This window comes from Flagellimonas marinaquae, from assembly GCF_023716465.1.
GTDB classification, from domain to species: Bacteria; Bacteroidota; Bacteroidia; order Flavobacteriales; family Flavobacteriaceae; genus Flagellimonas; species Flagellimonas alginolytica.
Map to the genome: position 1 here is coordinate 2,821,616 of NZ_CP092415.1, position 26,334 is coordinate 2,847,949.

Here is a 26,334-nt window from a genome sequence, read left to right on the forward strand (position 1 = left end):
CAGGAAATACAATCAATAACAATCCATTCTTAATTGTCCATTGCTTTGGAGTAGATCAAGGTCCAGCTCAGTGTGTTCCAAAAGTATGGATTCCAAAACATCCAGCACTTGTCTAAGCATGGCCAAAGAACCGCAGATCATAATACAACCGCCATCTTTTATAGTTTTCAAGATATGGTCCTCTTGTCTGGAAAGCATGTCCTGAACGTACATCTTATTTTCCTCTCTCGAGTAAGCGATATATTGAGCAAAATTGGTATTGTGCCCGATGTTATTTTCTATAAACTCACGGTATAAATCTGTGGAAGATGTATAACGCACCCCCCAGAGTAGGCTGATTTTAATAGTATTGTGTTGGTGGATCATTCCCAAAAATGGTGCAATCCCCGTTCCATTTGCAATGAGAATGGCGGAAGGTGTTTTTTTAGGAAAATGAAAGTGTGGATTTTTGTCGATACTTGCCATCAGGGTGCTTCCTTGCTCCAATTTGGATAGAAAGGTTGAACAAAGGCCGAAATCATGCTTTTTAATACTTAAAACGATGTCTTTTCCAATTTTAGCTACCGAATACTGTCGGGCAATATCGGAACCCTTGGGGTAAATGGACAACAGATCGCCAGAAGTACAATCAACACTGTTTTTGGGTCTCAGCCTGAGTAAAAAGGTATCATCAATGTTTAAATCCGAGCGGTGGACCACGTCAAAAGGGATAAGTTTGATTTTTTTCTGTTTTTTTGAAGCGGGTCGTAAAGAAAATTCAATTTTTGAGGCTTTGCTCCACTCCTGTGCCCAGTCATTAAACGTAGAGAACGCAGCATTATTTATTTTTTGAAGCGGCAAAAGAGGTGTAAAGTTTTCCCGATGGTTAAGGGCATTGTCCACTTCAATGGCATATTTGCAATAATCAGGATATTCGGTAGAGCCAAAACCAACAACCGAATAGTTCAGGTCTTTAGGTTGATGCACTGATTTTATCCTACCCAGAAATTTTCTGGCATTGGTCGGGGAATCGCCCTCACCATAGGTAGAGGTCAAAATAATAATGTGCTCTGCGTTTTGGAATGTGGTGTAATGGTTCAACTCGGTAAGGTAGATTTTTTTATTGGTCGAACTCATTGATCGGTATAATTGCAGTGCAAAATCGTAGGTGGTTCCGGTTTCCGAGCCCACCAAAATTATAATCTCGCTCTCATCCTTATCCGGCATTTGATTTAAAGTAATGTGCTTTTTACCACGTTTTATTCGTTTTACCGACATCACAGCCCCGGAATAGATAAAAAACAAGATCGAAGCGCTTGCCAAAAGTAGGACCAAAGACCACACAACACTGCCCTCTCCTGTATGCAGGTTAAAACTCACCCTGGAAGCTAAGGCTACAAAAGGATAGGAAGCACTGGCGACTATGTCTCCTGTTTCTTGGTTTACCTGGATTTCTTCGTACTTTAGTGAGATTTGGTAGAACTCTTCCGGATCCTCGGAAAAAGGAAACTCTACCATTCTAACATCCTGAAGTGTTGTGTTTTGGAAGAAAGGGATATTTAGAACACTATTGTATTTGTTCTGGGACCGGATTTTCTGTTCTACCCAATGTTTTGTGCTGGTGTCCGGAAGTAAATTGAATTTTTCCAACGAAAGATAAACGCCGGTAACGGAAAGGATGATGATCGGGATAAAAAACCATCGACTTAAAATTACATGATAGCGAAGCTCCATATAATCTTGCTGTACCTTGGAGAACAGTTTTTTTATCCCTCCTTGTCGCTTGGCCAACAGCACCAATCCGGTTAGGGTGATCAAGAGCAATAAAAACGAAATTGACCCCACAAAAAACCGCCCAATGCCCTTTAAGAACAGTGAGCGGTGTAAATTGGTGGCAAAACTATAAATGCCAGGTCGGTCTTGAACCATGCCCAGTTGTTCACCCGTTCTTGGATCGATATAAATATCGTGTGTTTCCAAATCCATGGTCAGAACCGAGGCCTTTACAAAATGGGATGATTCTACCTCAAAGGAGAAAACCTCCTCATAATTTTGATCAAGTGCATGGATCGTGGTTGCCAGCGAAATTTGGTCCAAATCCTTGATTGCATACCCTTTGGCTTGATGCTGTATAGGTTCCACGGCCAATATTACACCGGTAACGGAAGCAATCAAAAGAAATACGGATGAAACCAGAGCCAATAAAAAATGGCTGTATCGCCAAATGGATATGGTCATAGATCTTTTTTACTGCGCGAGCATTCGCACGTAGCGAATAAATCCTTTGCCCTCTTTCTTGCTTTTCAGGTTATCCGAAGTCAGCTCAAATTGGATGTCATCCATGTAATACTCCTGATCTTCAACGGAAGTCTCAAAGCGAATACGATATCCTTTATCAATTTTATCCTCGGGTATTTGCAAAACGGTAACAGTACGTTCGCCCCCACTTATGGTTTCACCGGAAATACCATCTATATTAGGACGATATTTGCCATAGAACTTCCACCATTCAGGAATTTCACTGTACCATTCACTATCCTTACCTTGGACATAGAGGGTTTGCTCATATTCACCATCAGGTTTAAGGAGAGAAACCACCAAATACGCACCTTCACCAGTATAATTGGTCATTTGGATTAGACACTTTACCGTTTTGGTCTGGGTAGGTGCAAAGGCGGTGAACAGTAATCCTGCAAGCACAAGTACAGGAACTAGTTTAATCAATTTTTTCATCTTACTTTAAAAAGGTTAATACGATGTTTTGTTGTTGTAAGAGTTCATTTTCACTGGCCAGATCATAAACCGTTTCCTCAAAGTCGGTCTTGATGTCTATATCGGCACCTTTTGATATCAAATACTTCATTAACGTATCATCTTCGGCTTTCATGGCAGCTAAATGCAATGGCGTGAGCCCCTCGGCGTTTTTGGCATTCACGTTGATACCAAGACCATCCAGTTTTTTGGCAAGGGATACGTTATTGTTCTTGGCCGCCAAATGGTACAAGGTATTGCCATCGGCCTGTGCCGTATCGAATACCACATCCTTATTCTCCAACATCTTTCTTTTTTCTTCAAAGGCTGCTATATTTTTGGCGTTATAAGAGGCTGCCCAATAGTAGGCCATTGAATTTCCAGAGTTGTCGCTCAAAGTGGCATCGGCGCCTTTGTTAAGCAAATATTCCACCACTTCGGGAGTGTTGTTTTCCAAGGCGAGCATTAAAGGTGTCTGCCCTTCGTTGTTTTTTGCATTGAAGTTTGAAACATCTGTTGACAGTAGTTTGACCATCTCTATATTGTTTCGGGCAGCAGCATTGATAAACGGAGTAGTACCATTGATATCTTTCTGATTTACATCTGCTCCGGCCGCAAGGAACAAATTAAAAATAGCTTTGTCCTTATTGTTGTAGGCCAAACGGTGAAGAGGCGTATAACCATCTTTGGTTACCATATTGGGATTTAACCCTAGGTTTTTTAAATACTCATAGACAGATATTGGGTTGCTAAATCCACGCCCTCCTTGTGCTGCAAATAGAAAAGCATTGGCACCTTCCTTGTTTGGTGTTTTATAATCGACCCCTTTTGATATGAGCAAATCAAGGAATTGAGTATTTCCTTTTTTTGCAGCGTAATTAAAAATACCGTTGCCTGATTGGTCTTTACTGTCCAACTGGAATCCTTTATTTAGGAAAAAGTTGAGCTCTTTTTCATTGTTAAGAGCTGCTGCTACCAATAAAAGAAGGTTGGCACCGTTGTCGCTTTTTTCTTCGGTAAGAACTACTCCATGCTTTTCGAACGTATTGTACAGTTCTGGATTTTTTTGACCAGAATTGGCGGCAAAAGCCAAGGGAGTGTATCCATGACTGTCCAAATCGGTCACCGAAGAACCTTTTTCCAGTAAATAATCTACCATCTCAATTTTTCCTGCGTATGCTGCCCAATGGAGATAAATACGGCTATCGTGGGTATTCTTGTCCACGGAATTTCCTTCTAAGGATAATAGATAGGTAATAACCCGGTCGTCCGCTTTTTCCAAAAGGGCGTACACCACTGCATCAAAAGCATTGGCATTGAGCGCCACAGGGTCGTTGCCTTCTTTGATTTTGTTTTTTACGGTTTCAACATCTGGGTTGCTTTTCCAGAAAGCTCTATCAAGTAAAACATTGCTGTTTTGCGCGATCAAGGAAAAAGTAGGCAAGAACAGACCCAATAAAAGTATTTTCTTTAGTGATTTCATGTATTGGTTATTTTACAAAAGCTTCGATGATCTCATCAATTTTGCCTTTTTCGTTGTAGGCCTCTTCATCCAACAAATATTTAAAAAGAACTTTGTTGTCCACTTTGTTCTCTAGTTGTAGATCAGTGTTTCTGCCGTAGACCTCGTCCCATTTGGCGCGAACCATGGCCCATTTTTCTTGGTTTTCCTTCCACCATTTGGCAGCTCCGGCACATCGGCTATCATCTACTTTTACATAGGTATTGTACCCTTTTTCTTTGGCCAAAACAAAGTCTTCTTTCCCCTTTTCACGTATGATCTTTGCGTTGTCCTGTTCGTGCAACCATCCATAATCTGTTATTTCCTGGCGGTTTCCCCTCATGGTCAGATTGTAGTCGCTTCGGGTGGTATATTCTCGACGGGGGAGGGGAGCAGGAGTTGTATTTTCCCAATAGCTTTTTCCATCTACGTGTACCCAGGTGGCGGAACCTTCGTAGCGGGGACTATCATCCACTTGATATACCTTTTGGGTCCACTGACCTTTAACTTCTGCCGGGTCCAATTGTTGGTAGGTCCACTCATTATTGGCGTTGAACTTATACAGGTCGGTATTCTCGAACAACCAATCCTGTCTCCAGTGTTTTACAATGTAGGGCTCATTTGGGTTGCCTACCTGTAATAGGTGTTGTATGGAAATCTTGTTGTCCTCATCAGTAACCAATTGTGCCCACTCCAATCCCTTGTCCACTTTTGTTTTAGAGGGTTTGTATAGGGAATCGTTGGCATAATTAAAGGTTTCGGCAAAGTTAAAAGTAACCTCGTAGCAACCACACATATTCTTAATGGCTTCGCGATCTTTATCTTTTTTTTCGGTTTGAGAAAAAGCATTGGCGAAAATCAAAACAACCAATGCAGAGAACATGATATTTTTCATCAGGAAAGTTTACATTATTTAGTTACGCTGACAAAAATAATTAAATATAATTAATCTAAATAAGAATAGTGGAGCTTTATTTTATTGAAGTGTTTTGTGCCCAAAAATTAGAATTCTAACTCTTGCTATTGAATTGAAAATAAATTGCTTACTACAGTTTTTTATTGGGATGAAATATGTTTGCCTTTCGATTTTTAAGATTCTATCTTTAAAAATAACGAAGGCTTCATAGAATCGGTTGCAGTACTTTCCATACATTTTCGGCAACCAATTTTTGCCCTTTTATGGTTGGGTGAATGCCGTCACTTTGGTTAAGATGGGGGATGCCTGCCACATTTTCCAATAGGAAAGGGATTAAATATATTTCTTCGGATGAGGCCAGTTTTGGAAAGATTTCTTCAAATTCTTTGGTATATTCGGGTCCCATGTTTGGTGGGATTTTCATTCCGGCCAAAATAATCCTTGCGTTTGGCAAGGTTTCCCGGACGGTATCCACCATGCTTTTTAGGTTGGACTCTGTTTCCGACAAGGGAATGCCCCTTAGACCATCGTTGGCACCCAATTCTATAATTACAATATCAATATTTTCTTCGAGAACCCATTCCAATCTGTTTTTTCCACTGGCCGTGGTCTCGCCGCTTAATCCGGCATTTATCACGGCATAATCCAAATCAAGGGAATCTATTTTTTGTTGAATTAAAGTTGGAAAGGCCTGACCCATTTCAAGTCCATAACCTGCGGTTAGGCTATCTCCAAAAAATAAAATTTTTTTATCGGAACCTTCGGTCATAATCGTTTCGGTTTTTTCAGCTGGATGGTCCTTGATAGCGTCTTTCTTAACGGATTTGTCACCACAGCCAATTAAGAGTAAGATCAAAAAATAACAAAACATTAACGGCCTAGGGGAGCTTGGTATTTTCTTGGACTTGTCCATTTTAGTATTTTGAGAGTTTTAACCAAAAACGAGTTATGTCAAAGATATTAAAAGTTCAACACCTCTCTAAAACCTACCGGAGCGGTGAGCACGATCTTACTGTTCTGAATAATGTGTCTTTTGAAGTGGATGCCGGAGAAAGTTTTGCGATTGTTGGGCCATCCGGAAGTGGAAAAACCACATTGTTGGGACTTTGTGCAGGGCTTGATACTACTGATGAGGGGAAGATTTGGCTTTGTGGCCAAAATTTGTTGAAGTTGGATGAGGACGGAAGGGCACGGTTAAGAAATCAGAATGTAGGTTTTGTTTTTCAGGACTTTCAATTATTGCCCACATTAACGGCTTTGGAAAATGTTATTGTTCCCTTGGAGTTAAGAGGGGTTAAAAAAGCCGCTCAACAAGGAAAGGAGCTTTTGGTTAAAGTCGGTCTTGGCGATAGGGCCGGACATTATCCTTCACAATTGTCCGGAGGAGAACAACAACGGGTTGCCCTGGCCAGGGCTTTCGCCAACAAACCATCCATTCTTTTTGCGGACGAACCAACAGGAAATTTGGATGATGAGACTGGGACAAAAATAGAGCAATTACTTTTTGAGCTAAACAAAGAACAGGGCACTGCTTTGGTGATAGTGACCCATGATCTAGAACTCGCCAAAAAAACAGATAAGAGCATAAGGCTAAGGTCTGGCAAAATAGAGCAAACTGTAGTTGGGTAATGGGAAACAACAATACTGGGATTTCTTGGTTGGTAAAAATGGCATGGCGAGATGGTAAAGCAAGTTTTGGCAAGCTAATACTGTTCGTTTTTTCCATTACATTGGGAGTGGCAGCTGTGGTCAGTGTATACTCGTTCAGTGGGATTTTAAAAAAGAACATTGCTTCGCAATCTAAATCACTTTTGGGTGCAGACTATTTAATCGAAAGTGATAAACCCGTCAACGATAAGGTACGGGCTATTATAGACTCATTGGGCGGAGCCGACGCCAAGGAAATCAATTTTTTATCCATGGCAGCTTTCCCCGGTTCCAATGGCACAAAGCTCTTGGAGGTTAGGGGAGTGGAAGGTGGTTTTCCATTTTATGGTGAATTGGAAACAATCCCAAAATCAGCAGCCAAAGATTTTGTGCAGAGTGGAGCATTGGTAGATGCAACCACAATGCTGCAGCTCGATCTAAAAGTAGGGGACAGCATTAAATTGGGCGCGATTACACTCCCTATTGCCGGATCGCTGGAAAATGTTCCAGGAAGCACATCGGTTTTTGGTGCAATTGCACCGCCGGTTCTTATACCTTATATATATATAGATGCAACAGGACTGGTACAGACAGGAAGTAGAATTGAATACAAATATTACTTTAAGGCCGATGAGAATGAAGATTTGGTATTGTTAAATGACCAACTAGCCCCGGTGCTGGATGCCGAAGATGCAGACTTGGATACCCATATTTCGGAAGCACGACGTTTGGGCAGACGCTACGAAAACTTTGGCAAGTTTCTGAACCTGGTCGGGTTTATAGCTTTGCTTTTGGGTTGTGTGGGCATAGCAAGTGGCATGGGCATTTATGTTCAAATGAAATTAAGGAGCATAGCCGTACTAAAATGTTTGGGAGCATCAAAAAGGCAGAGTTACTTGATTTTCTTTATACAAATTGCAGCCATGGGTATTGTAGGAGGGTTGTTGGGTACAACGGTCGGTTATCTTCTTCAACAATTGTTCCCGGTACTTTTGGGCGATTTACTGCCTGTGGATGTCGACATTAGCATGTCATATCAAAGTATGGTTCTAGGTGTCGCCTTAGGCTTGGTGATGTCCATTTTGTTTGCATTATATCCGTTGATGAAAACTTTATATGTCTCACCATTGCAGGCATTGCGTGTGGTGGGGGATACAAGGTCGCGTCCAAAAAGGGCTACAATGGCAGTGGGATTGGGCATTGTTCTTTTTGTACTGTGTTTTTCCTATTGGCTGTTGGGCAATTTTGAACGCTCTCTGGCTTTTGTTGGAGGTTTATTGGCCGTGTTTTTGGTCCTAACTGCGGTTGCCCGTGCTTTTATGGCCCTGTTGAAGAAGTTTTTTCCAGATTCGTGGGGTTTTATTCCCCGCCAAAGTTTAAAGAATCTGTTCCGACCGCAAAATCAGACTTTGGTTTTGGTGCTGTCCATAGGTATAGGAACATTTTTGATCAGTACCTTATATTTTACCAAGGATTTGCTTTTGGAAAAAGCCTCCATAGAAGATAGTGCAAACAGCGCAAATATGATTCTTATGGATGTACAGAGCAATCAGGTCAGCGCTATATCCAAAACCATTACGGATTCAGGTTTGCCCGTCATTGATCAAATTCCGATTGTTACCATGCGAGTGGAAAAACTCAACGGAAAACACGTGGAAGAAATTCGCAAGGACACCACGTCCCAAGTCGGTCGGTGGATTCTGAACCACGAATTTAGGGTTACATACAGAGATACCCTTATCGGCTCGGAAAAAATAATCGAGGGCAGTTGGAGGGGTACGGCCAGTTCAAATTCCGATATTCCCATTTCAGTAAGTAGTGACTTTGCACGAATGGCAAGGGTAAGCGTTGGAGATCCGGTGGCCTTTAATGTGCAAGGAAGAATTATGGATACCCGGGTGCAAAGTATACGCGAAGTGGATTGGAGCAGGCTACAACCTAATTTTTCTGTGGTATTTCCAAAAGGAGTATTGGAAAATGCACCACAATTTGGCGTAATCACCACAAGAACAAAGACCGATGTGGGTTCGGCAAAGCTACAGCAGCAATTGGTCAAACAATTTCCTAACGTTTCGATCTTAGATTTAAAACGTATCTTAAGTTTGTTGGAAGAAATATTGGGTAAAATAAGTTGGGTCATCAATTTTATGGCATTCTTCAGCATATTCGTTGGTATTGCTGTTCTTATGGGAGCCATATATAGCAGTAAGCACCAACGGGTAAGACAGGGAGCCTTGCTCAGGACTTTGGGTGCCAAAGGTCACCAAATTTTAAAATTGATTGCCATCGAGTATTCTATTTTAGGCTTTTTAGGTGCGTTTATGGGCGTTGTGCTGGCTGTTTTCGGAAGCTCACTTTTGGCATGGGTCTTATTTGATACGGCATTTGCACCATCCTGGATTCCATTTGCAATAATTCTTCCGGCCATTACGTTGTTGGTATTTGTGTTGGGAGTGGCCAATAGTTTAGGAATTGTGAGAAACTCCCCACTTTCGGTTTTAAAGAAGGAAAAGAGTTGATCATAGTTTAAAAACTTAGATGTATTTCCTTTATACTGTGTAGGGACTCGACTTTACCCCATTATCTAGATGATTAAAAACTCAGGGGGTTTTCAGGAAATCATAAAAAAAATTGCTCAAAATATTTTTATTAAAGTTTTTTTTATAATTTGTTAACGTTTTTTGGTAGTATTTCAATTGGTTTTTAATCGAATCTAGGAAATAACAGCAACTTTCCTTTATTAAAGATTCTCTCTTTAAAAGAGAATATTAGGCGTCGGTACTTTTTTTGTTGAAAACTTAAAAAGATCCTCATATGGTTTGTTCTAACTGTTCTGTGTTATGTAATGATGATATGTTGAGAATTGGCAAAAAATTGCCCAATGCGAATAATATTTGGATTGTGACATACCTAAAAAGAAAGGTGAAATAATGGGCCAAAAAAGTTTTACAAACGAAACCTACCTCATTGAACAGCTGCAAAATGGCTGTAAAGAGGCCTATGCCCACTTGTTTGGCCTATACCATAGGGAGTTGTGCAATTATATGACTGCAATTTCGGGTAACCAAAAAGCTGCAGAGGATATTGCCCAACAGACTTTCATCAAAATTTGGGACAACAGACGAAAACTTTCCGTTTCCGAAAATAAATTAAAGCGCTATTTATTTAAAATTGCCTATAATTTGTTTATCGACTCACAACGCAAAAAGAAGAAAGAATTTCAACTTTTGGAAAAATTAAAGGACGAAGCCTATTTGGAAATGGCCGAAACCGACAGCTCACTTTTTGAAGAGCGATTGAAAAAAGTAGAGCAAGAGATCGATAATTTGCCCGAACAATGCAAAAAAGTGTTCATTATGAGCAAAAGGGAAGGATTAAAATATCGGGAAATCTCGGAACAACTTCAAATATCCATTAAAACAGTAGAGGTACACATGGCCAAGGCCATGAAACGACTTAGGGCACAATTGACTGTTTTTTTATAATTATTTACTTCTCAAATGTCTGATTACTGGGATTTTATAGTCAATAAAACCCTTCTTTAATCATGGATTTCACATTTTAAATGTTAAAATTTTAAGTCCTTGTAAGGGTTTTTTAAAAATCTTGCGTCTCTTTTAAAAGTGACAATAATACTCAGATGACCAAGATAGATATCAGAAGAATAATTACAAGGTACATCAACCAAGAAGCTTCGCAGGACGAATTGACGATTTTGTTCGAATGGATTCAAAAGGGAAATAATGCAGAAGTGTTCAAAAAGTTGGTGCAGGCAGATTTTTTGGTCAAGTACGAAGATAAGCCTTGGGCTACCGAAGCTGCTTTTGAAAGTTTCTTGGATACCATTAAAGAAAAAGAAAACAGAAAGATCAGGTCGTTGTTTGTGCGAGAGCATGTTTGGAAGTATGCTGCCGTAATCATGATTGTTTTAGGTTCCTCACTGTACTTTTTGCTCAATCAGAACCCGTTGGGGGACATTCAGGTGAATTTAGACCCCAATCAAATTACCATACAATTGGATAATGGTGAGATTTTGACCATTGATCCAGAAACCAATGCTACGGTAAAAAGTAAAAAGGGCAATACGGTAGTATCTTTTGTAAATGGAGTTTTGAGTCAAACCGAAGAAGGTGAGAACAAAGGAGAGGTTGCTCATAATACCATTAGGGTTCCTTACGGCAAAAACCTTTCCGTTACGTTGCAAGACGGTTCCGTGGTGATGTTGAATTCTGGTTCAAGCCTTACGTATCCTTCCAGTTTTGAAAACTTGGACAAACGGGAAGTTGCCCTAAACGGAGAGGGCTTTTTTGAAATAGCGAAAAACCCCGAAAAACCTTTCATAGTTAAAACAGAAACTATGTACACTCAGGTTTTTGGAACGGTATTTAATGTTTCCGCCTATAAGGAAGATGGTCCAAGCGAAGTGGTGTTGGTAGAAGGGTCAGTTGGTGTTGGTGAGTTTAATGGTTTGGTAAACAGTGACTTGCAAATGATAGTGCCATCGCAAAAAGCTACCAAATCTGAAGGAAAGGGCTTTATCGTGGAACATGTGGATGTGTCCTCATATATATCGTGGACCAAGGGAATATTGGCTTTTGAAAATGAATCCATGGCACAGATCATAAATCGTTTACAGCGTCAGTACGATATAAAAATCGTGAATCAATACAGAGAATTGGGAGAACGGAGATTTACGGGTATGTTCGATGAGGAATCTATAGATAATGTGCTCAGAACCATACAAGCACATACACATTTTAAATACGAAGTTGAAGGAAATACGATAACAATAAAAAAGAACAAAAAAGAATAGTGCCTATGATGTGAAAACCTTTAGAAACCAAAAAACTTAAATTACTAACTAGACTAATTCAATTATGAAAAAAACCAAGACTATATGTGCCATAGTTCCTAAACTCGGGCAAAAATTGCTTTATGGATTTTTCCTGCTCTTTATGTTTGGGCAAGTCAATGCAGCGTCTTGCGCGCAATATGATAAAGTGGCCGCGAACTTTGATGACACACGATTGAGTGATGTGTTCGAAACCATCACAGAAACAACAGGTTATAAGTTCTTTTATGAGGCCACCGAGGTCAACATAAACCGAAAAGTAACCGTAAACGGTGCAAATCTTTGCATCGAGGATTTCTTAAAAGAGGTATTTAAAGGTACCGACCTTTCTTTTGAGATCATTGCTAGACAAATAGTGGTGAAAAAGAAAGAAAAGACTTTGAAAAGCCTAGTTCCACAAAAGAAGATCAATGCTGAAAACCCGCCACAGTCCAACTTAACCGGGGTTGTATTGGATAATGCAGGAATTCCGTTGGCAGGAGCTACCATTATAGCAAAGGGTACCACGGTTGGGGCTACTACGGATTTTGATGGTAATTTCGAAATTACCATGCCATCCGGTGTAACGGTAATCAGAGTTACCTACATTGGTTTTAAGGCAAAAGAAGTCGATGTTGCCGGACAAACTTCCGTTAATATCACCCTGGAACAAGATGCTGCCGCTCTAGAAGAGGTAGTAGTTGTTGGATACGGTACATTGGCAAAGAAAAAAGTAACCGGGTCTGTGGTTTCCATTACTCCGGAAACCATAACCGAAGTACCGGCTCTTACTCCGGAAAGCGCCCTTATTGGACAAGTAACAGGTGTTCAGGTGCAAGAAGTTTCTGGTGAACCAGGTGCTGCACCGAATATTCGAGTTAGGGGTTCGGGATCTATTTCTGCGGGAAACGATCCATTGTTCGTGGTAGATGGGATTCCTATTTCACGAAACCTTACATCATCTAGTCAATTGGGTGGGGTGGCAAGCCAAAGAGCTGCGTTTCAGCCTCCTACAATTAACCCATTGGCAACCTTGAACCCAAATGATATTGAGTCTATCCAAGTATTGAAAGATGCCAGTGCCGCTGCCATTTATGGTTCAAGAGGTGGTAACGGTGTTCTTTTGATCACTACAAAAAAAGGATCTAACAATGATGAAGGAGTTTTTTCCTTTGATTCTTATGTGAGTATTCAATCGGTAGCCAACAAATTGGATTTGATGAATGCCGAGGAACTCATAGATTTTACGAGAGATGCAAGAAACAATGCGTATCTTCAGGATGTTCCGGGAGCATCTGTCGATGATCCGATCGGTCCTGGTGATAGAGGAAATGCTAATTATGAGATGCCGGAATCATTCCTTAACTGGGATGGAACCGATACCGATTGGCAAGATATTATGTTCAAGACAGGGGTAGTGCAGAGCTATAACTTTTCCTATGCATCACCGGTAAGAAATAAAACTAGTTTTTACGCTTCTACAGGATATTTTTCGCAGACTGGTATTATTGACAAGGCCAAGTTTGAAAGATATTCCGTATTGTTGAACGTAAATTCCCAATTAACGGAAAAACTGAACCTTGACCTAAGGTTGGCTCCTACGGTGACAGAGAACCAAAGAGTTCCGGCAAATTCACCATATTTTGGAACACCTCCGGGAATTGTATATTCCGGTATAGTTCACTCGCCAACAGTTGCTCCATACAATCCCGATGGAACAATCAACCAGCTGAACAACCAGTCTTATTTAGGAGGAGGTACAACTACAGCGAGTAACCCATTGGCCATTATTGAAGCGGTGGATGATCAAATATTCCAGTTTCAAACAAGAGGTAATCTTGCCTTGACCTATGATATTCTTCCGGAATTAAGCTTCAAGACCTTTGGTGGGGTTTACATCAACCTATACAACCAAGATTTTTACAGGGCCAGTACGTTGTTATATCGTAATTCGGCAGATGGGAATCCATACGGACAAGCATCTTCTTCTACGGAGACCAACTGGTTGTGGGAGAACACCTTGAACTGGACCAAGGAGTTCGGCGATCACTATATAGACGCAGTAGTTGGTTATACAGCGCAAAAGGACAATGTACACCTGAAAAGTGTTTTGGCCAATAATTATCCGGACGATCTTGTGCCGACCGTTAGTGGTGGACAGGTGTATGGCGGTACTGCCATTAAAGAGCAGTGGTCTTTATTGTCCAGCTTGTTTAGGGTGAATTATAGTTACAAGGATAAATATTTGTTTACTGGAACTTTCCGTTCCGATAAATCTTCTCGTTTTGGTAAAAACAACCAAACAGGATACTTCCCTTCCTTTTCTTTGGGATGGAGATTGAACGAAGAGGACTTTTTGGCGGATTCAGAAACTATATCCGAACTTAAATTGCGTGCCAGCTGGGGACAAACAGGTAACTTTGAGATTCCGAATTATGGGGCTGTTGGTCTTTTATCGCCTCAGAACTATAACCTTGGAGGAAACCAAATCAATGGTCTTGTACAGAGCACAATTCCAAACCCAAACCTAACTTGGGAAAAATCCGAGCAAATAGATTTAGGTATAGAATTAGGGTTGTTCAACAACAGAGTTTTCCTTTTGGCCGATTACTACGACACTAAAACAAGGGATTTGTTGCTTAACGTGGCCATTTCTTCAGTTTCTGGTTTCGAGACCACTTTAAGAAATTTGGGAGAAGTACAAAACAGAGGTTTTGAACTTGCTTTGAGCACCAAGAACTTTGTAGGTGAGGATTTTACTTGGAATACCGATGTTAATTTCTCCACCAACAAAAACGAAGTACTTTCCCTGAACGAGGGCAATGAGCCTATTTATTCTTCAGGTAGTGCGGGTGTACGACACGTAACCAGGGTAGGAGATCCTATCGGTAGCTACTATGGTTATGTAGTGGACGGAGTATATCAATCCCAAGCTGAGATTGATGCTGCACCATTCGATACACAAGCGCCCGATCCAGCACCTGGGGATTTCCGATTCAAGGATATCGATGGTGACGGAGAGATCACTCCAGATGATAGAACCGTAACAGGAAGTTACTTTCCGGATTTTAACTGGGGTATTAACAACAGGCTGACCTACAAGAACATCGATTTCAGTTTCTTGATTCAAGGTGTGGAAGGCAATGAAATTCTAAACCTGACTTCAAGACACATGAAGAACGGTGAGGCCAACTTTAACTCCTATGCCATATTCAATGACCGTTGGATATCGGAATCCCAACCAGGAAGCGGTTCTGTGCCAAGGGCGGATAGGGTATCCGGAAATCACGGTAACAACAATAGACCTTCTTCTTTTCAAGTAGAGGACGGTTCTTATGTTCGATTAAGAAATGTAACCTTGGGTTACACTTTGCCGACCGATAAGTTTTTTGGAAGCAAAATTCAGAAACTTAGGTTCTATGTTACGGGAACAAACCTCTTTACCATTACCGATTACCTCGGTTATAACCCAGAGGTTAGTAGCATTACCACGAATAGTTTAACCCCTGGGGAGGACTATGGAGCATTTCCATTGGCTAAATCCTTTACCTTGGGCGTAAACCTTAAGTTCTAACCTAAAAACTGAGAAAAATGAAACGAATTCTATATATAATGCTATGCACGGCACTATTTACCGGGTGTAGTGAAGATTTTACCGATCTAGCACCAATTTCCAATAGGAACGAGGCGGACTTCTATAACACTGCGGAAGATTTTGAAGCCGCTGTTACCGCCAGTTATGCCGGTCTTCAAAGCACTGGTGTTTATGGTAGAGGGTATTGGACCATGTTCGAGATGCGAAGCGATAATACAGATCAAGGTCCGGATGCTACCGGATTGGCACGTCAGTATACCGAAATAAATGCATTTACCGAAGACGCCTTGAACGAGCAGGTTACCTCTGCATGGAGCGAATCTTACAGGGTAATAGCCAATTGTAACGTTATCTTGGATCGTATTCCAAATGTTGAGTTGGACGCAGCACTTAGTGATCAACTTGCTGGTGAAGCATTGTTTATTCGATCTTTAATGTACTACCATTTGGCAATCGGTTTTGGCAATATTCCCTTGCAGTTGACCCCATTTGTGGCTGGAGACGAGCTTACGCAAGTGGACGAAACTACAGTGCTACAACAATTGGTCACCGACTTGACCACTGCAGAACAAGGTTTGCCAGTATCCTACAGCGGAAGCGAAGTGGGTAAAGCGACCAAGGGAGCTGCAGCAACATTGTTGGCCAAAGTATTGTTGACATTGGGAGAAAATTCCGCCGCAGAAACCGTGCTCAGAAGAATTATTGCCAACTATGGTTACGAATTAGTACCAAATTATTCGGATCTATGGGGCGTGTCCAACGAGAACAATGTAGAGTCCATTTTCGAAGTGCAGTATATCAGTGGAGGAATTGGTCAAGGTAGTTTGTTTACCAACGATTTTTCACCAAGTACCGATCTGCAGACCGGATCTGGTTTTGGTAGAAACCGTCCAACGCAATCTATGATGGATGCTTACGAAGATGGAGATTTGAGATATGATGTTTCCATGGCAGCTACTTACGAAAACCTTGAAGGTGAAACCGTTGAGCAGCTACATGTGAAGAAATATCAATCAGATTTGGCCATAGAAAACGATTCTGATATCAATTTTGTGGTGTTCCGTTATGCCGATGTATTGTTGATGCTTGCCGAAGCCTTGGGTGAAACATCAGAAAGCTACGATTTGATAAATGAAGTTAGAAATAGAGCAGGATTGGCAGATATCGATGCATCCAGCCCAGGAACTTTTGAAGAAAAGTTGTTGCAGGAAAGAAGAGTTGAACTCGCTTTTGAGAACCATCGATGGGCAGATCTTAAACGTTTCAATGCAACGGATAAGGTAATTGATGCAGAGGACTTTATAACAGGCACAAAAGAATATTTCTATATCCCACAAAGGGAGATGGACATCAATCCAAATTTTGTGCAAAACTAAAGATCGACAACGAAGTATTCGTGAGTTTATGTTTTGTTTTCATTCATTAAGTTAGTTTGTTTGATCGGTCCCAAACCATGGATTACCTACTTATACCTATGGACGATCAACTAACTTAAAGTGTTGAAAAAGAATAGTGTAGTTGCTTTTTTATAAAGTGACCAGGAACAGAATTATAAAATAATAACCTAATAAATAAAATAGTAAGATGAGAAAGTTAATTATGGCTGTTTGCTTATGCTTTGCCGTGGCAACATTGCAGGCACAACAAAAAAAAGTGTTGAATATTCTGGCCATCGGAGCACACCCGGATGATTGTGATTCCAAATTTGGTGGAACTGCAGCTTTGTTCGCTAAAATGGGACATAATGTAAAGTTCCTATCGTTGACCAATGGTGATGCAGGCCACCATGCAATGGGAGGCGGTATTTTAGGCAAAAAGCGAAGACAAGAATCTGTAAATGCCGCTAAGGCATTGGGTATTGCAGAGTACGAAGTATTGGACAATCACGATGGTGAATTGTTGCCTACTTTAAATGTTCGTTTGGAGGTAATCCGCAGAATACGTGATTGGAACGCAGATATTGTTTTGGGCCTTAGACCCAACGATTATCACCCAGACCATAGAAATGCAGGTTCAGTGGTACAAGATGCAGCTTACATGAACATAGTTCCCAATGTAGCTCCCGATACCCCACCACTAAAAAAGAACCCGGTATTCCTTTACATGAGCGATCATTTCCAAAAGCCTTATCCATTCATAAAGGATATAGCGGTAATTGTGGACGATGTAATCGATGTAAAAGTAAAAGGTTTGGCAGCTCACGATTCCCAGATGTTCGAATGGTTGCCTTGGACAAGAGGTGTAGACCTTTCTACCATACCAACAGAGGAAAAAGCAAGATTGGCATGGCTAAAAGAAAGATGGATGGACAGAAAACCGGATGCAAGCACATTGGAAGCTGTTAAAAAATGGTACCCAAATGTAGATGTGTCAAAAGTTAAACAAGTAGAGGTTTTCGAAATTTGTGAATACGGAAAGCAACCTACCGAAGAGGAAATCAAAGAAATGTTCCCAATGTTGGGTTCTAAATAAGAAAATAGGCATTGACCACCCAGGAAAAATCCAAGTGTAATTAACCAACCAATTAAAATGGAGAACAGCAAGCCCACGACCAAAAGGTATATACATATTATAGGCTTGGTAATGATCGTATTTTTTGTGATATCGTTCATTACTAATATCCTTAATTCGATTATCGTTGATGTAAAGGACAGTTTTGACCTTAGTCTAACATTGACAGGATTATTGCCTTTCACCTTTTTTATAGCCTATGGGATTATGTCCATACCGGCCGGGTTTTTATCAGAAAAATACAGTGAACGGACACTACTATCCGTTTCATTTTTGGTCATGGCGCTTGCTTCCCTGGGTTTTGCCCTATTACCGCAATACGCTGTTTTTAGTATTACCCTTTTTGTATTGGGTTGTTGTATGGCCGTATTGCAGGTTATTATCAATCCAATGTTGCGCGTAGCGGGCGGCGAAGAGCATTTTGCCTTCAACTCGGTACTGGCACAATTGGTATTTGGTGCAGCCTCCTTTTTAAGTCCCTATTTGTACAAATATTTGGTGAGCAAGGACAACACGGACGATACCTTGGCAGAAACATTGCGCGGATGGGTCCCACAAGATTTACCATGGGCCTCATTGTATATCGTTTTTGCAGCAATCGCATTGATCTTGTTCTTTTATGTATTCTTTACCAAGTATCCGAAATTTGAAAAAACGGAAGAGGAAAAAGCTGGGGACCGTAGTTCTTACTGGGACCTTTTAAAAAATAAATGGACCATACTTTACTTTCTGGGAATATTTTGTTACGTGGGAACGGAACAAGGGGTAGGTAACTGGATATCACAGTTCCTAAGTCAATATCACGGACTGGATCCACAAACGGTAGGTGCGAATACAGTATCCTATTTCTGGGCCATGTTGACCGTAGGCTGTTTACTGGGATTGTTATTGCTCAAGTTTATGGATAGCCGAAAACTCTTGATTTTGGCCACGTCCATTACCATAATATGCTTGGTGGTGGCACTTACCGGTTCCGCCCAAATGGCATTGATCGGCTTCCCAATGGTAGGCTTCTTTATCTCTGTAATGTATTCCATAATATTCTCATTGGCCTTGAATTCAGTCAAGGAACATCATGGATCATTATCCGGAATTTTATGTACCGGTATAGCTGGTGGAGCCGTAATACCCTTCATAGTTGGAGGGCTAGGGGAAATCATGTCCCTACAATCGGGAATGTTCTTTCTGATCATTCCTTTGGGCTTTATCCTATCTATCGGATTTTGGGCCAAACCTTTAGTAAACAATAAAACCATCAGCTTAAAGAAAGACTAGTGGCAGAAGAAACACGAACAGTTTTGGGAGTGGATATCGGAGGAACCAAGATCAAAACAGGCAGGGTTTTGGGAACACAAGTGGAACGGACAGGTTTTTCCATGGTGGATAAAAATGATTCCCTGGAAACTTCACTGGTCAAATTATACGAAACCATTGAAGAAGTGATGAACGACTCCGTTACCGCCATTGGCGTAGGTGTGCCGGCAGTGGTCGACGCAGATTCCGGCGTGGTGTTCGATGTACAGAACATTCCATCTTGGAAAAAAGTACCATTAAAGCAACTCTTACAGGATAAGTTCAATGTACCGGTTTTCTTAAACAACGATGCCAATTGTTTTGCATTGGGAGAAAAGCATTTTGGAAAAGCTACCGATTATAAAAATTGTGTAGCCCTTTCCTTGGGAACCGGTCTCGGTATGGGAATCATAATAGAAAATAAATTGTACAACGGAGTTTTGTGTGGTGCAGGGGAAGTTGGAATGCTATCGTACAAAGATGGAATTTTGGAACAGTACACGGGCAGTTTCTTTTTTGAAGATGCCTATGGTACATCTGCAAGAATTCTCTACGCAAAAGCTTTGGAAAATGATATAAAAGCTATCGCTGCCTTTAAAGAATATGGTATGCATCTGGGCGAAGCGATAAAGAACATATTGTATTTGTTTGCTCCGGAAGCCATAATTCTAGGTGGCTCCATAAGTAAAGCCCATCCTCTATTTAAATCCGCATTGGATGATGCGCTCAAAACATTCGCATACCAAAAGCAATTAGAAAATTTTAAAATAGAAATCTCGGATCTGGTGGATTCGCCCATCTTGGGTGCTGCTGCACTTTGTCTTTAAAAAAATAACCTTACTGAACCAATGAGAATATTACTAACACTAGTTCTGGCATGCTTGCTGCTTCAATCCTGTGCTGAACCCAAAGTAGCGGGAAATCAGCTGAGCATTACAGTCGAAAATAATAAAAAAGGGGCGCCCATAACTTTAGGGATACCTTTTCCAAAAGGAGAATTAAACTCAGTGGACCATATTCGTTTACTGACATCAGATGGTACCGAAATCCCGTGCCAGACCACAGAAGTGAGTACTTGGGGCCCTATCGATGATAGTATAAAATGGGTGTGGGTATTTTTCTTCTCCGAAGAAACCACAGATTATGTGCTGGAGTATGGTGAAGGAGTTGTACCAATGCGTCCTACGGAAAAAATAATATCGGCCAACAACATGAGGCCAAGTGGTGGGATCGAAGTAAATACGGGAGCCATTTCCTTTAACATTCATAAAAAAGGGGACGGATTTTTGGATGAAGTCTTTTTAGATTCCAACAACGACGGCGAATTTTCAGAGAAAGAGCTGATTGCATCTTCACCGGGCAGTAATAGAGGTTCTTTTTTCGATTTACTCGATGATGCAGGTATCGATTCATCCAAAGCGGTGATCAATGAAGTGTTCCGTGAAAAAGGCTCAGGTCCAATGCATTCCATTTTTAGGATAGAGGGAACCTATACCTTCAGTAGGGACGATAACAACTTATCGCCTTTTACCATCTGGCTGCACGCATATGCAGGAAAAAGTTACATAAAAGTGTTGCATACCATGACGTATACCGGAGTTCCGGATAAGCACAAAATTCAGGAAGGGGAGCACGCAAATATTGCCACACAGAAAGAAAAAATTATTTCGGAGAACACAGCCGACGACGAAGGTTGGACCCAGCCCAATGATCAAATAGCGGGAATTGGACTTCAGTTAAAATACCATTTGGACGAAAATGCAATCGTTTCCATGCCATTGCAAGAAGGCTCTTGGAAGAATGATAACGCTCCATCAACAATGAAAGAGACGGGTCTCGATGGCTCATCCATACAATTGCTACAAAAAGGACCGGCCAAAAAAAGTCCACCTACCTTAAGGGATGTTTATCTGGGCCAAGCCACAAAAAATAGTGATGGTGCAAACAAAATAGACGAAGAATTCCAGGCAACGGTAACCCAAGGAACAGAAGAAGTCGCCAAATCACAAAGAGCCAAAGGTTGGTTGAACGTAACAGATGGCAAAAGGGGAATTGGCGTAGGGATACGGAACTTTATGAAAGAATATCCCAAAGGGATAAAAGTAGATCCCGCCAATAATTTGCTTTTGGGAAGCATTTGGCCGGAAGAGAATGGGCCCATGAGCTTTGAAAGACACCATACGGCCATGGACGGCGGAATGTTGTCCAATTTTGCCCAAGGGATAACCAAAACTACCGAGTTCATATATTACTTCCACGACAACAAGAACGACGTTGCCGAAAAAATGGATTATGTAGTCGAAAGCCCAGTTGCACACGCCACACCGGAGTGGTACACCAATTCCAAGGTGTATGGCAATATGGCACCGGCATCATCCGAACATACTGAGTTCGAAAATGCCCTTCAATATAGATATCAATGGTGGGCCTACAATCAAAAAAATCAGCCATGGTACGGTATGTTCAACTATGGTGATGGAAAAACCTATTACTATAACGGCCATTGGGTACAGTGGACCAACAACGAGCCCACAGTGGATTTTATGTTGTGGACCAATTTTATGCGAACGGGCGACCCCAAGTATTTTGAACTGGCCCAAGCCATGAGCAGACATACCATGGATGTGGACAACATACACTGGCCCAAAAAACGCACATACTATGGTCAGATCAACGATGCCATCGACTTTTGGAACTTTGAGGATGAGCCGGAATCCACACCTTATTTGGGTATTGGTAGAAGACATGCCGCAGAACACTGGTATTCGTTATTAAGTGCACACGTTTGGATTCAGGGTTGGATCGCCGATTACTATCTAACAGGCGACCATAGAGCTTTGGAAGTAGCTAAAATGACAGGAGACACCTACATTAACCGAATATGGGGTGAACACGATTTGCGAGGTAGAAGGTTGTATTTGTCCGTACTCAATATGGTTGAGTTGTACGATGCCACAAAATTGCAGAAATATAAGGATGAGCTGGACGATAGGGTACGATTAATGCTCGAATTCCAAGAACGCCAAGGCGGAAACCTATTGTTGGATAGATATGGATATTCCCAGCCCTATGTGGCGCAAGGACTATATAAATATCAACAGATTACAGGTGATGAAAAAGTACGCAAGGCCCTATTGAAGCACGCCAGATGGGTGCGCGATGTACCTCCATTGAACCACGAAATGGAATCGTATTTGGCTACCATTTACCCTCTATTGCTAGGTTATGAGATAAGTGGACAGCAAAGCTACTTGGACGAAGCCTTGGCAAGGGCGGAAATACTTAAAGTAGGTGAATTGCCAAAATCACCCGACGAATACGAATCAACAGAAGACTATAGTAAAGACCTTTTGGGAATATCCAATCTGCCCATGAGCAAGGGACGATTTACCAATTGGCAGACCAACCAAGGACTGCGTGTTTTTGGATGGACACATGCATATAACATTCCTTATTTGCTATACTGGATGGATAAGGAAAATATCGACTAAATCTAGTAATCTTCGGAAGGGGGTGGTGTAGCTTTAGGGCCACCATCCCTTTTTTATTTGCACAAAAACTAACTATCCAACTCCTATGTCCTACAAGAAATTCGGCCTGGTATTAGGCCCACTACTTTTTATCCTGATTCAGTTATTCTTTAAAGATGAAACACTCTCCGTACAGGGCAAAAACGTGCTGGCGGCCACCGTGTGGATTGGAGTATGGTGGGTTTTTGAAGTGTTGCCCATTGCGGTCACCGCTTTATTGCCCATACTAATGTTCCCCCTTTTGGATGCTGTTGCATTGAGCGATACCACTGCGAGCTATGGACACAAGTATGTTTTTCTGTTTATGGGTGGTTTTATTTTGGCGGCAGCTATTGAAAAGTGGAACCTTCATAAGAGGATAGCACTGCAGATCATTAAAACCATCGGAACCAATATGTACACCATTGTATTGGGATTTATGGTGGCCACTGCGTTTCTTTCCATGTGGATCTCCAATACGGCAACAACCGTAATGGTAATCCCAATGGCCGTTTCCATTGTAAAACAATTAAAGGACAATCCGGATACACCAGAGGATGAAAATAAAATATTCAGTAAATTATTAATGCTGGCCATTGCCTATGCCGCTTCGATCGGTGGGATTGCAACTTTAATTGGAACACCCCCAAATTTGGTATTTGCCGGATTCGTTCAGAAGACCTACGGCGTGGATATTAGCTTTTGGCAATGGATGAAATATGGACTGCCCGTATCTTCTATACTTTTAATACTGGCCTGGCTTTATCTTACTCGAATTGCATTTCCTTTAAAACAGACCCGGTTTCCAGGGGGCAAAGAAGAAATAAATAGGCTATTGGCCGAATTGGGACCCTTGGGAACAGAAGAAAAGCGGGTATTGTTCGTATTTGTGTTCACGGCCTTTTGTTGGATCACAAGATCGTTCTTGTTACAGCAGTTTATGCCCAATATGGACGATACCATTATAGCCATAGGTGCAGCAATTATCCTTTTTATGATTCCGGCCAATAAAACAGGTGAGCCCTTGATTAACTGGAGAGAAGCGGTACAAATACCATGGGGAATCATATTATTGTTTGGTGGAGGTATGGCAATTGCAAAAGGATTCCGGGATACTGGTTTGGCCAACTATCTTGGTGGACAAATGACAGTTTTTGAAAGCTTGCCATTGTTCGTTTTACTGCTTTTGATCATAACCTGTGTAAACTTTTTGACCGAAGTTACCTCAAATTTGGCCACTACCGCCATGATGCTGCCCGTACTGGCACCGTTGGCGATAACGCTTGGCGTAAACCCTTATTTATTAATGGTCGCGTGTACTTCGGCCGCATCTTGTGCATTTATGCTTCCTGTGGCCACACCACCCAATGCTGTGGTATTTGGTTCGGGCTATCTACGTATACAGGATATGGTACGAACCGGATTTTTAATGAATATATTGTCCATAATAATTATGGCAATTGCGGTATTCTTTGTTTTGCCATACCTGTGGGGGCTCTAATCGGCCCAATTACTTCTTATTGGTAAAATTGATGAATGTCATACCGTTCTCCTAAAAGGATGTTTACTTTAGTAATATGGCAAACAATAAACTCCAAATTACTAAATCTTCCGGTGAACAGGTCAAGTTTTCCATCGATAAATTGGAAAGATCGCTTCAGCACTCTGGTGCCAACGAAGAAATGGTACAAGAGGTCGTAAGTAGGGTAGTGGATGAATTGTATCCCGGAATTTCGACCCGGGAAATCCATAATAGAGCATTTGCCCTTCTTAAAAAGAAAAAATCCATTTATGCATTCAAATACAAATTAAAAAAAGCCATTTACGAACTGGGCCCGACCGGATTTCCTTTTGAAAAGTTCATCAGTGGGATTCTATATTATTCAGGATACAAGACACAAGTTGGTGAAATGGTCCACGGTACCTGCGTTGCCCACGAAATAGATGTTTTGGCCATTAAAAATGGTACAATGAACGTAATCGAGTGTAAATTTCATGGAGATGATGGACTAAAATGCAATGTAAAAGTACCATTATATATCAATGCACGATACCAAGATGTAAAAGCACCCATGGAATCCAACAAAGAGAAGAATTACACATCCACCCTTGGTTGGGTTGTGACCAACACAAGATTTACCAAAGATGCCCTTGCTTACGGCAATTGTGTGGGATTGTATTTATTGAGCTGGGACTATCCGGATGGCGATGGACTTAAGGAAAGGATAGATAGGTTGCGGTTATACCCCATCACCGTATCCACATTATTATCGGGTAGGGAAAAACAGTTTTTGCTGGAACGCGGCGTAGTGCTTTGCAGGCAATTGGAAAAAGATAGTTTTTACCTAGACCACCTGGGCTTATCCAATGGCAGAAAACAGCGGATTCTTAAAGAAATGAAATCATTGTGCAATTCGTAAGGCGTTATGAATAAACTGGAAATACACTTTTTGGGCGGGTCTGGGACTGTTACGGGATCTAAGTTTTATTTGCACACCGAAGAAATAAAAATTTTGGTGGATTGTGGATTGTTCCAAGGTATTAAGGCGCTACGGGAAAAAAATTGGGAACGCTTGCCCATAGATGTTTCCCAGATCGACTATGTTTTGCTCACCCACGGACACCTGGATCATTGTGGGTATTTGCCTCTTTTGGTAAAACAAGGTTTTCGAGGAAAAATTTTAGGGACCGGACCAAGTTTGGACATTGCAAGGATCATTCTGGAAGACAGTGCCAAAATACAAGAGGAAGAGGCAGAAAGAGCAAATAAAGAGGCATACAGCAAACACCATCCGGCGCTGCCATTGTACACTGCCGAAGATGTGGCTTTCGCTTTGAAGTTCTTTGAGCAAGTCGACGAAGGCGGGCAAGTTTCATTGTCCGAGCATTGCGATGCCCGATTCCTGTACAATGGACATATTATTGGTTCAACCTATATAGAAATTGATCTATTCGGTAAACGCCTGGTTTTTTCCGGGGATGTGGGAAGGCAGCAAGATGAATTACTGGATCCACCAAAACAACCCGAATGGGCCGATTATCTATTTGTGGAAAGCACTTATGGAGATAGGCTACATCCCATAGAGGATGTTGGGCAGAAGCTGGTAGAGCTGGTCAATGATACCTTGTACAAAAAAGGGACCTTGATTATACCTTCTTTTGCGGTGGAACGATTACAATCGCTCATGTACCAATTGTGGAAACTCTACAAAAAGAACAAGATTCCCAATATCCCCATTTTTGTGGATAGTCCTATGGGCAACAATGTTCTGGAAGTATTTGAACATTACCCTGACTGGCATAAACTTACACCCGTGGAGTACCGGAATATGTGTAACCATATCAATATTGTGAGTTCTTATGCCGAAACCTGGGAAACCATTGACGACCCCAGGGCAAAAATTGTAATTGCCGGTAGCGGTATGGTAACGGGAGGAAGGGTTCTTACCTACATTAAACAATTGGGCGATATGATATCCACTTCGATATTACTTGTTGGGTACCAGGCGGAAGAAACTCGTGGAAGAAAACTTCTCGAAGGAGCGACAGAACTCAAGATCTATGGCAAAACAATACCCATAAATGCACAGGTACACCACTTGGAAAGCTTATCCGCACATGCGGACCAAGGTGAGTTGGTGAACTGGATGGGCTCCATTAAAAACGTTCCGGAAAAAGTGTTCCTGGTACATGGCGAAAAGTCCGCAATGGAAGCCTACAAGGATAAAATTCGGGAAAGTTTTGGTTGGGATTGCCATATCCCGAACATCCACGAAGTTGTTGAAATTATACTATAAACCC

General features: G+C 41.4%; 18 protein-coding genes. 13 read left to right on the forward strand and 5 right to left on the reverse strand.

Features of this window, described 5'->3' with window-relative positions; all coding sequences use genetic code 11:
* Window positions 1-12: 12 nt before the first annotated feature.
* From MJO53_RS12490 to MJO53_RS12510, 5 genes are all read right to left on the reverse strand, one after another.
* Entirely contained in the window at window positions 13-2,217 is a 2,205-nt protein-coding gene (locus MJO53_RS12490; protein ID WP_252079312.1) for a PepSY domain-containing protein, read from the reverse strand.
* A 9-nt stretch (window positions 2,218-2,226) separates the two neighbouring features.
* Complete coding sequence (locus tag MJO53_RS12495; RefSeq protein WP_252079313.1) at window positions 2,227-2,712, reverse strand: DUF2271 domain-containing protein; 486 nt, start codon at window positions 2,710-2,712, stop codon at window positions 2,227-2,229.
* 1 nt (window position 2,713) lies between these two features.
* On the reverse strand, window positions 2,714-4,213 hold the full coding sequence (locus tag MJO53_RS12500) for an ankyrin repeat domain-containing protein (RefSeq protein ID WP_252079314.1): 1,500 nt from the start codon (window positions 4,211-4,213) through the stop codon (window positions 2,714-2,716).
* Window positions 4,214-4,220: 7 nt separating this feature from the next.
* Entirely contained in the window at window positions 4,221-5,126 is a 906-nt protein-coding gene (locus MJO53_RS12505) for a DUF6607 family protein (protein ID WP_252079315.1), read from the reverse strand.
* Window positions 5,127-5,352: 226 nt separating this feature from the next.
* Entirely contained in the window at window positions 5,353-6,060 is a 708-nt protein-coding gene (locus MJO53_RS12510) for an arylesterase (protein ID WP_252079316.1), read from the reverse strand.
* 35 nt (window positions 6,061-6,095) lie between these two features.
* Here MJO53_RS12510 and MJO53_RS12515 point away from each other — a divergent pair, with 35 nt between their 5' ends.
* The 13 genes from MJO53_RS12515 to MJO53_RS12575 all read left to right on the forward strand — a co-directional run bounded on the left by MJO53_RS12515 (window position 6,096) and on the right by MJO53_RS12575 (window position 26,330).
* The gene (locus MJO53_RS12515; RefSeq protein ID WP_252079317.1) at window positions 6,096-6,776 is read left to right on the forward strand and encodes an ABC transporter ATP-binding protein; all 681 of its coding nucleotides are present in this window, start codon (window positions 6,096-6,098) and stop codon (window positions 6,774-6,776) included.
* The gene (locus tag MJO53_RS12520; RefSeq protein WP_252079318.1) at window positions 6,776-9,313 is read left to right on the forward strand and encodes an ABC transporter permease; all 2,538 of its coding nucleotides are present in this window, start codon (window positions 6,776-6,778) and stop codon (window positions 9,311-9,313) included. The genes MJO53_RS12515 and MJO53_RS12520 overlap by 1 nt, the downstream gene beginning before the upstream one ends.
* 411 nt (window positions 9,314-9,724) lie before the next feature.
* A complete protein-coding gene (locus MJO53_RS12525; RefSeq protein WP_224834908.1) occupies window positions 9,725-10,279 on the forward strand; it encodes an RNA polymerase sigma factor in 555 nt (184 codons plus the stop codon).
* A gap of 155 nt (window positions 10,280-10,434) precedes the next feature.
* Complete coding sequence (locus MJO53_RS12530; RefSeq protein WP_252079319.1) at window positions 10,435-11,607, forward strand: FecR family protein; 1,173 nt, start codon at window positions 10,435-10,437, stop codon at window positions 11,605-11,607.
* Between the two features lie 64 nt (window positions 11,608-11,671).
* Window positions 11,672-15,199 (forward strand): TonB-dependent receptor, encoded by a 3,528-nt coding sequence (locus MJO53_RS12535; RefSeq protein WP_252079320.1) that lies wholly within the window; start codon window positions 11,672-11,674, stop codon window positions 15,197-15,199.
* A 17-nt stretch (window positions 15,200-15,216) separates the two neighbouring features.
* A complete protein-coding gene (locus MJO53_RS12540) occupies window positions 15,217-16,596 on the forward strand; it encodes a RagB/SusD family nutrient uptake outer membrane protein (protein WP_252079321.1) in 1,380 nt (459 codons plus the stop codon).
* Window positions 16,597-16,804: 208 nt separating this feature from the next.
* Entirely contained in the window at window positions 16,805-17,692 is an 888-nt protein-coding gene (locus MJO53_RS12545) for a PIG-L deacetylase family protein (RefSeq protein ID WP_224834904.1), read from the forward strand.
* 57 nt (window positions 17,693-17,749) lie between these two features.
* A complete protein-coding gene (locus tag MJO53_RS12550) occupies window positions 17,750-19,006 on the forward strand; it encodes an MFS transporter (protein ID WP_252079322.1) in 1,257 nt (418 codons plus the stop codon).
* The gene (locus MJO53_RS12555; protein WP_252079323.1) at window positions 19,006-19,851 is read left to right on the forward strand and encodes an ROK family protein; all 846 of its coding nucleotides are present in this window, start codon (window positions 19,006-19,008) and stop codon (window positions 19,849-19,851) included. Before MJO53_RS12550 ends, MJO53_RS12555 begins: the two co-directional genes overlap by 1 nt.
* Window positions 19,852-19,872: 21 nt before the next feature.
* Complete coding sequence (locus MJO53_RS12560; RefSeq protein ID WP_252079324.1) at window positions 19,873-22,515, forward strand: hypothetical protein; 2,643 nt, start codon at window positions 19,873-19,875, stop codon at window positions 22,513-22,515.
* An 85-nt stretch (window positions 22,516-22,600) separates the two neighbouring features.
* The gene (locus MJO53_RS12565) at window positions 22,601-24,034 is read left to right on the forward strand and encodes an SLC13 family permease (RefSeq protein WP_252079325.1); all 1,434 of its coding nucleotides are present in this window, start codon (window positions 22,601-22,603) and stop codon (window positions 24,032-24,034) included.
* 76 nt (window positions 24,035-24,110) lie between these two features.
* A complete protein-coding gene (locus MJO53_RS12570; RefSeq protein ID WP_252079326.1) occupies window positions 24,111-24,953 on the forward strand; it encodes an ATP cone domain-containing protein in 843 nt (280 codons plus the stop codon).
* 6 nt (window positions 24,954-24,959) lie between these two features.
* Window positions 24,960-26,330 (forward strand): MBL fold metallo-hydrolase RNA specificity domain-containing protein, encoded by a 1,371-nt coding sequence (locus tag MJO53_RS12575; protein ID WP_252079327.1) that lies wholly within the window; start codon window positions 24,960-24,962, stop codon window positions 26,328-26,330.
* Window positions 26,331-26,334 lie beyond the last annotated feature (4 nt).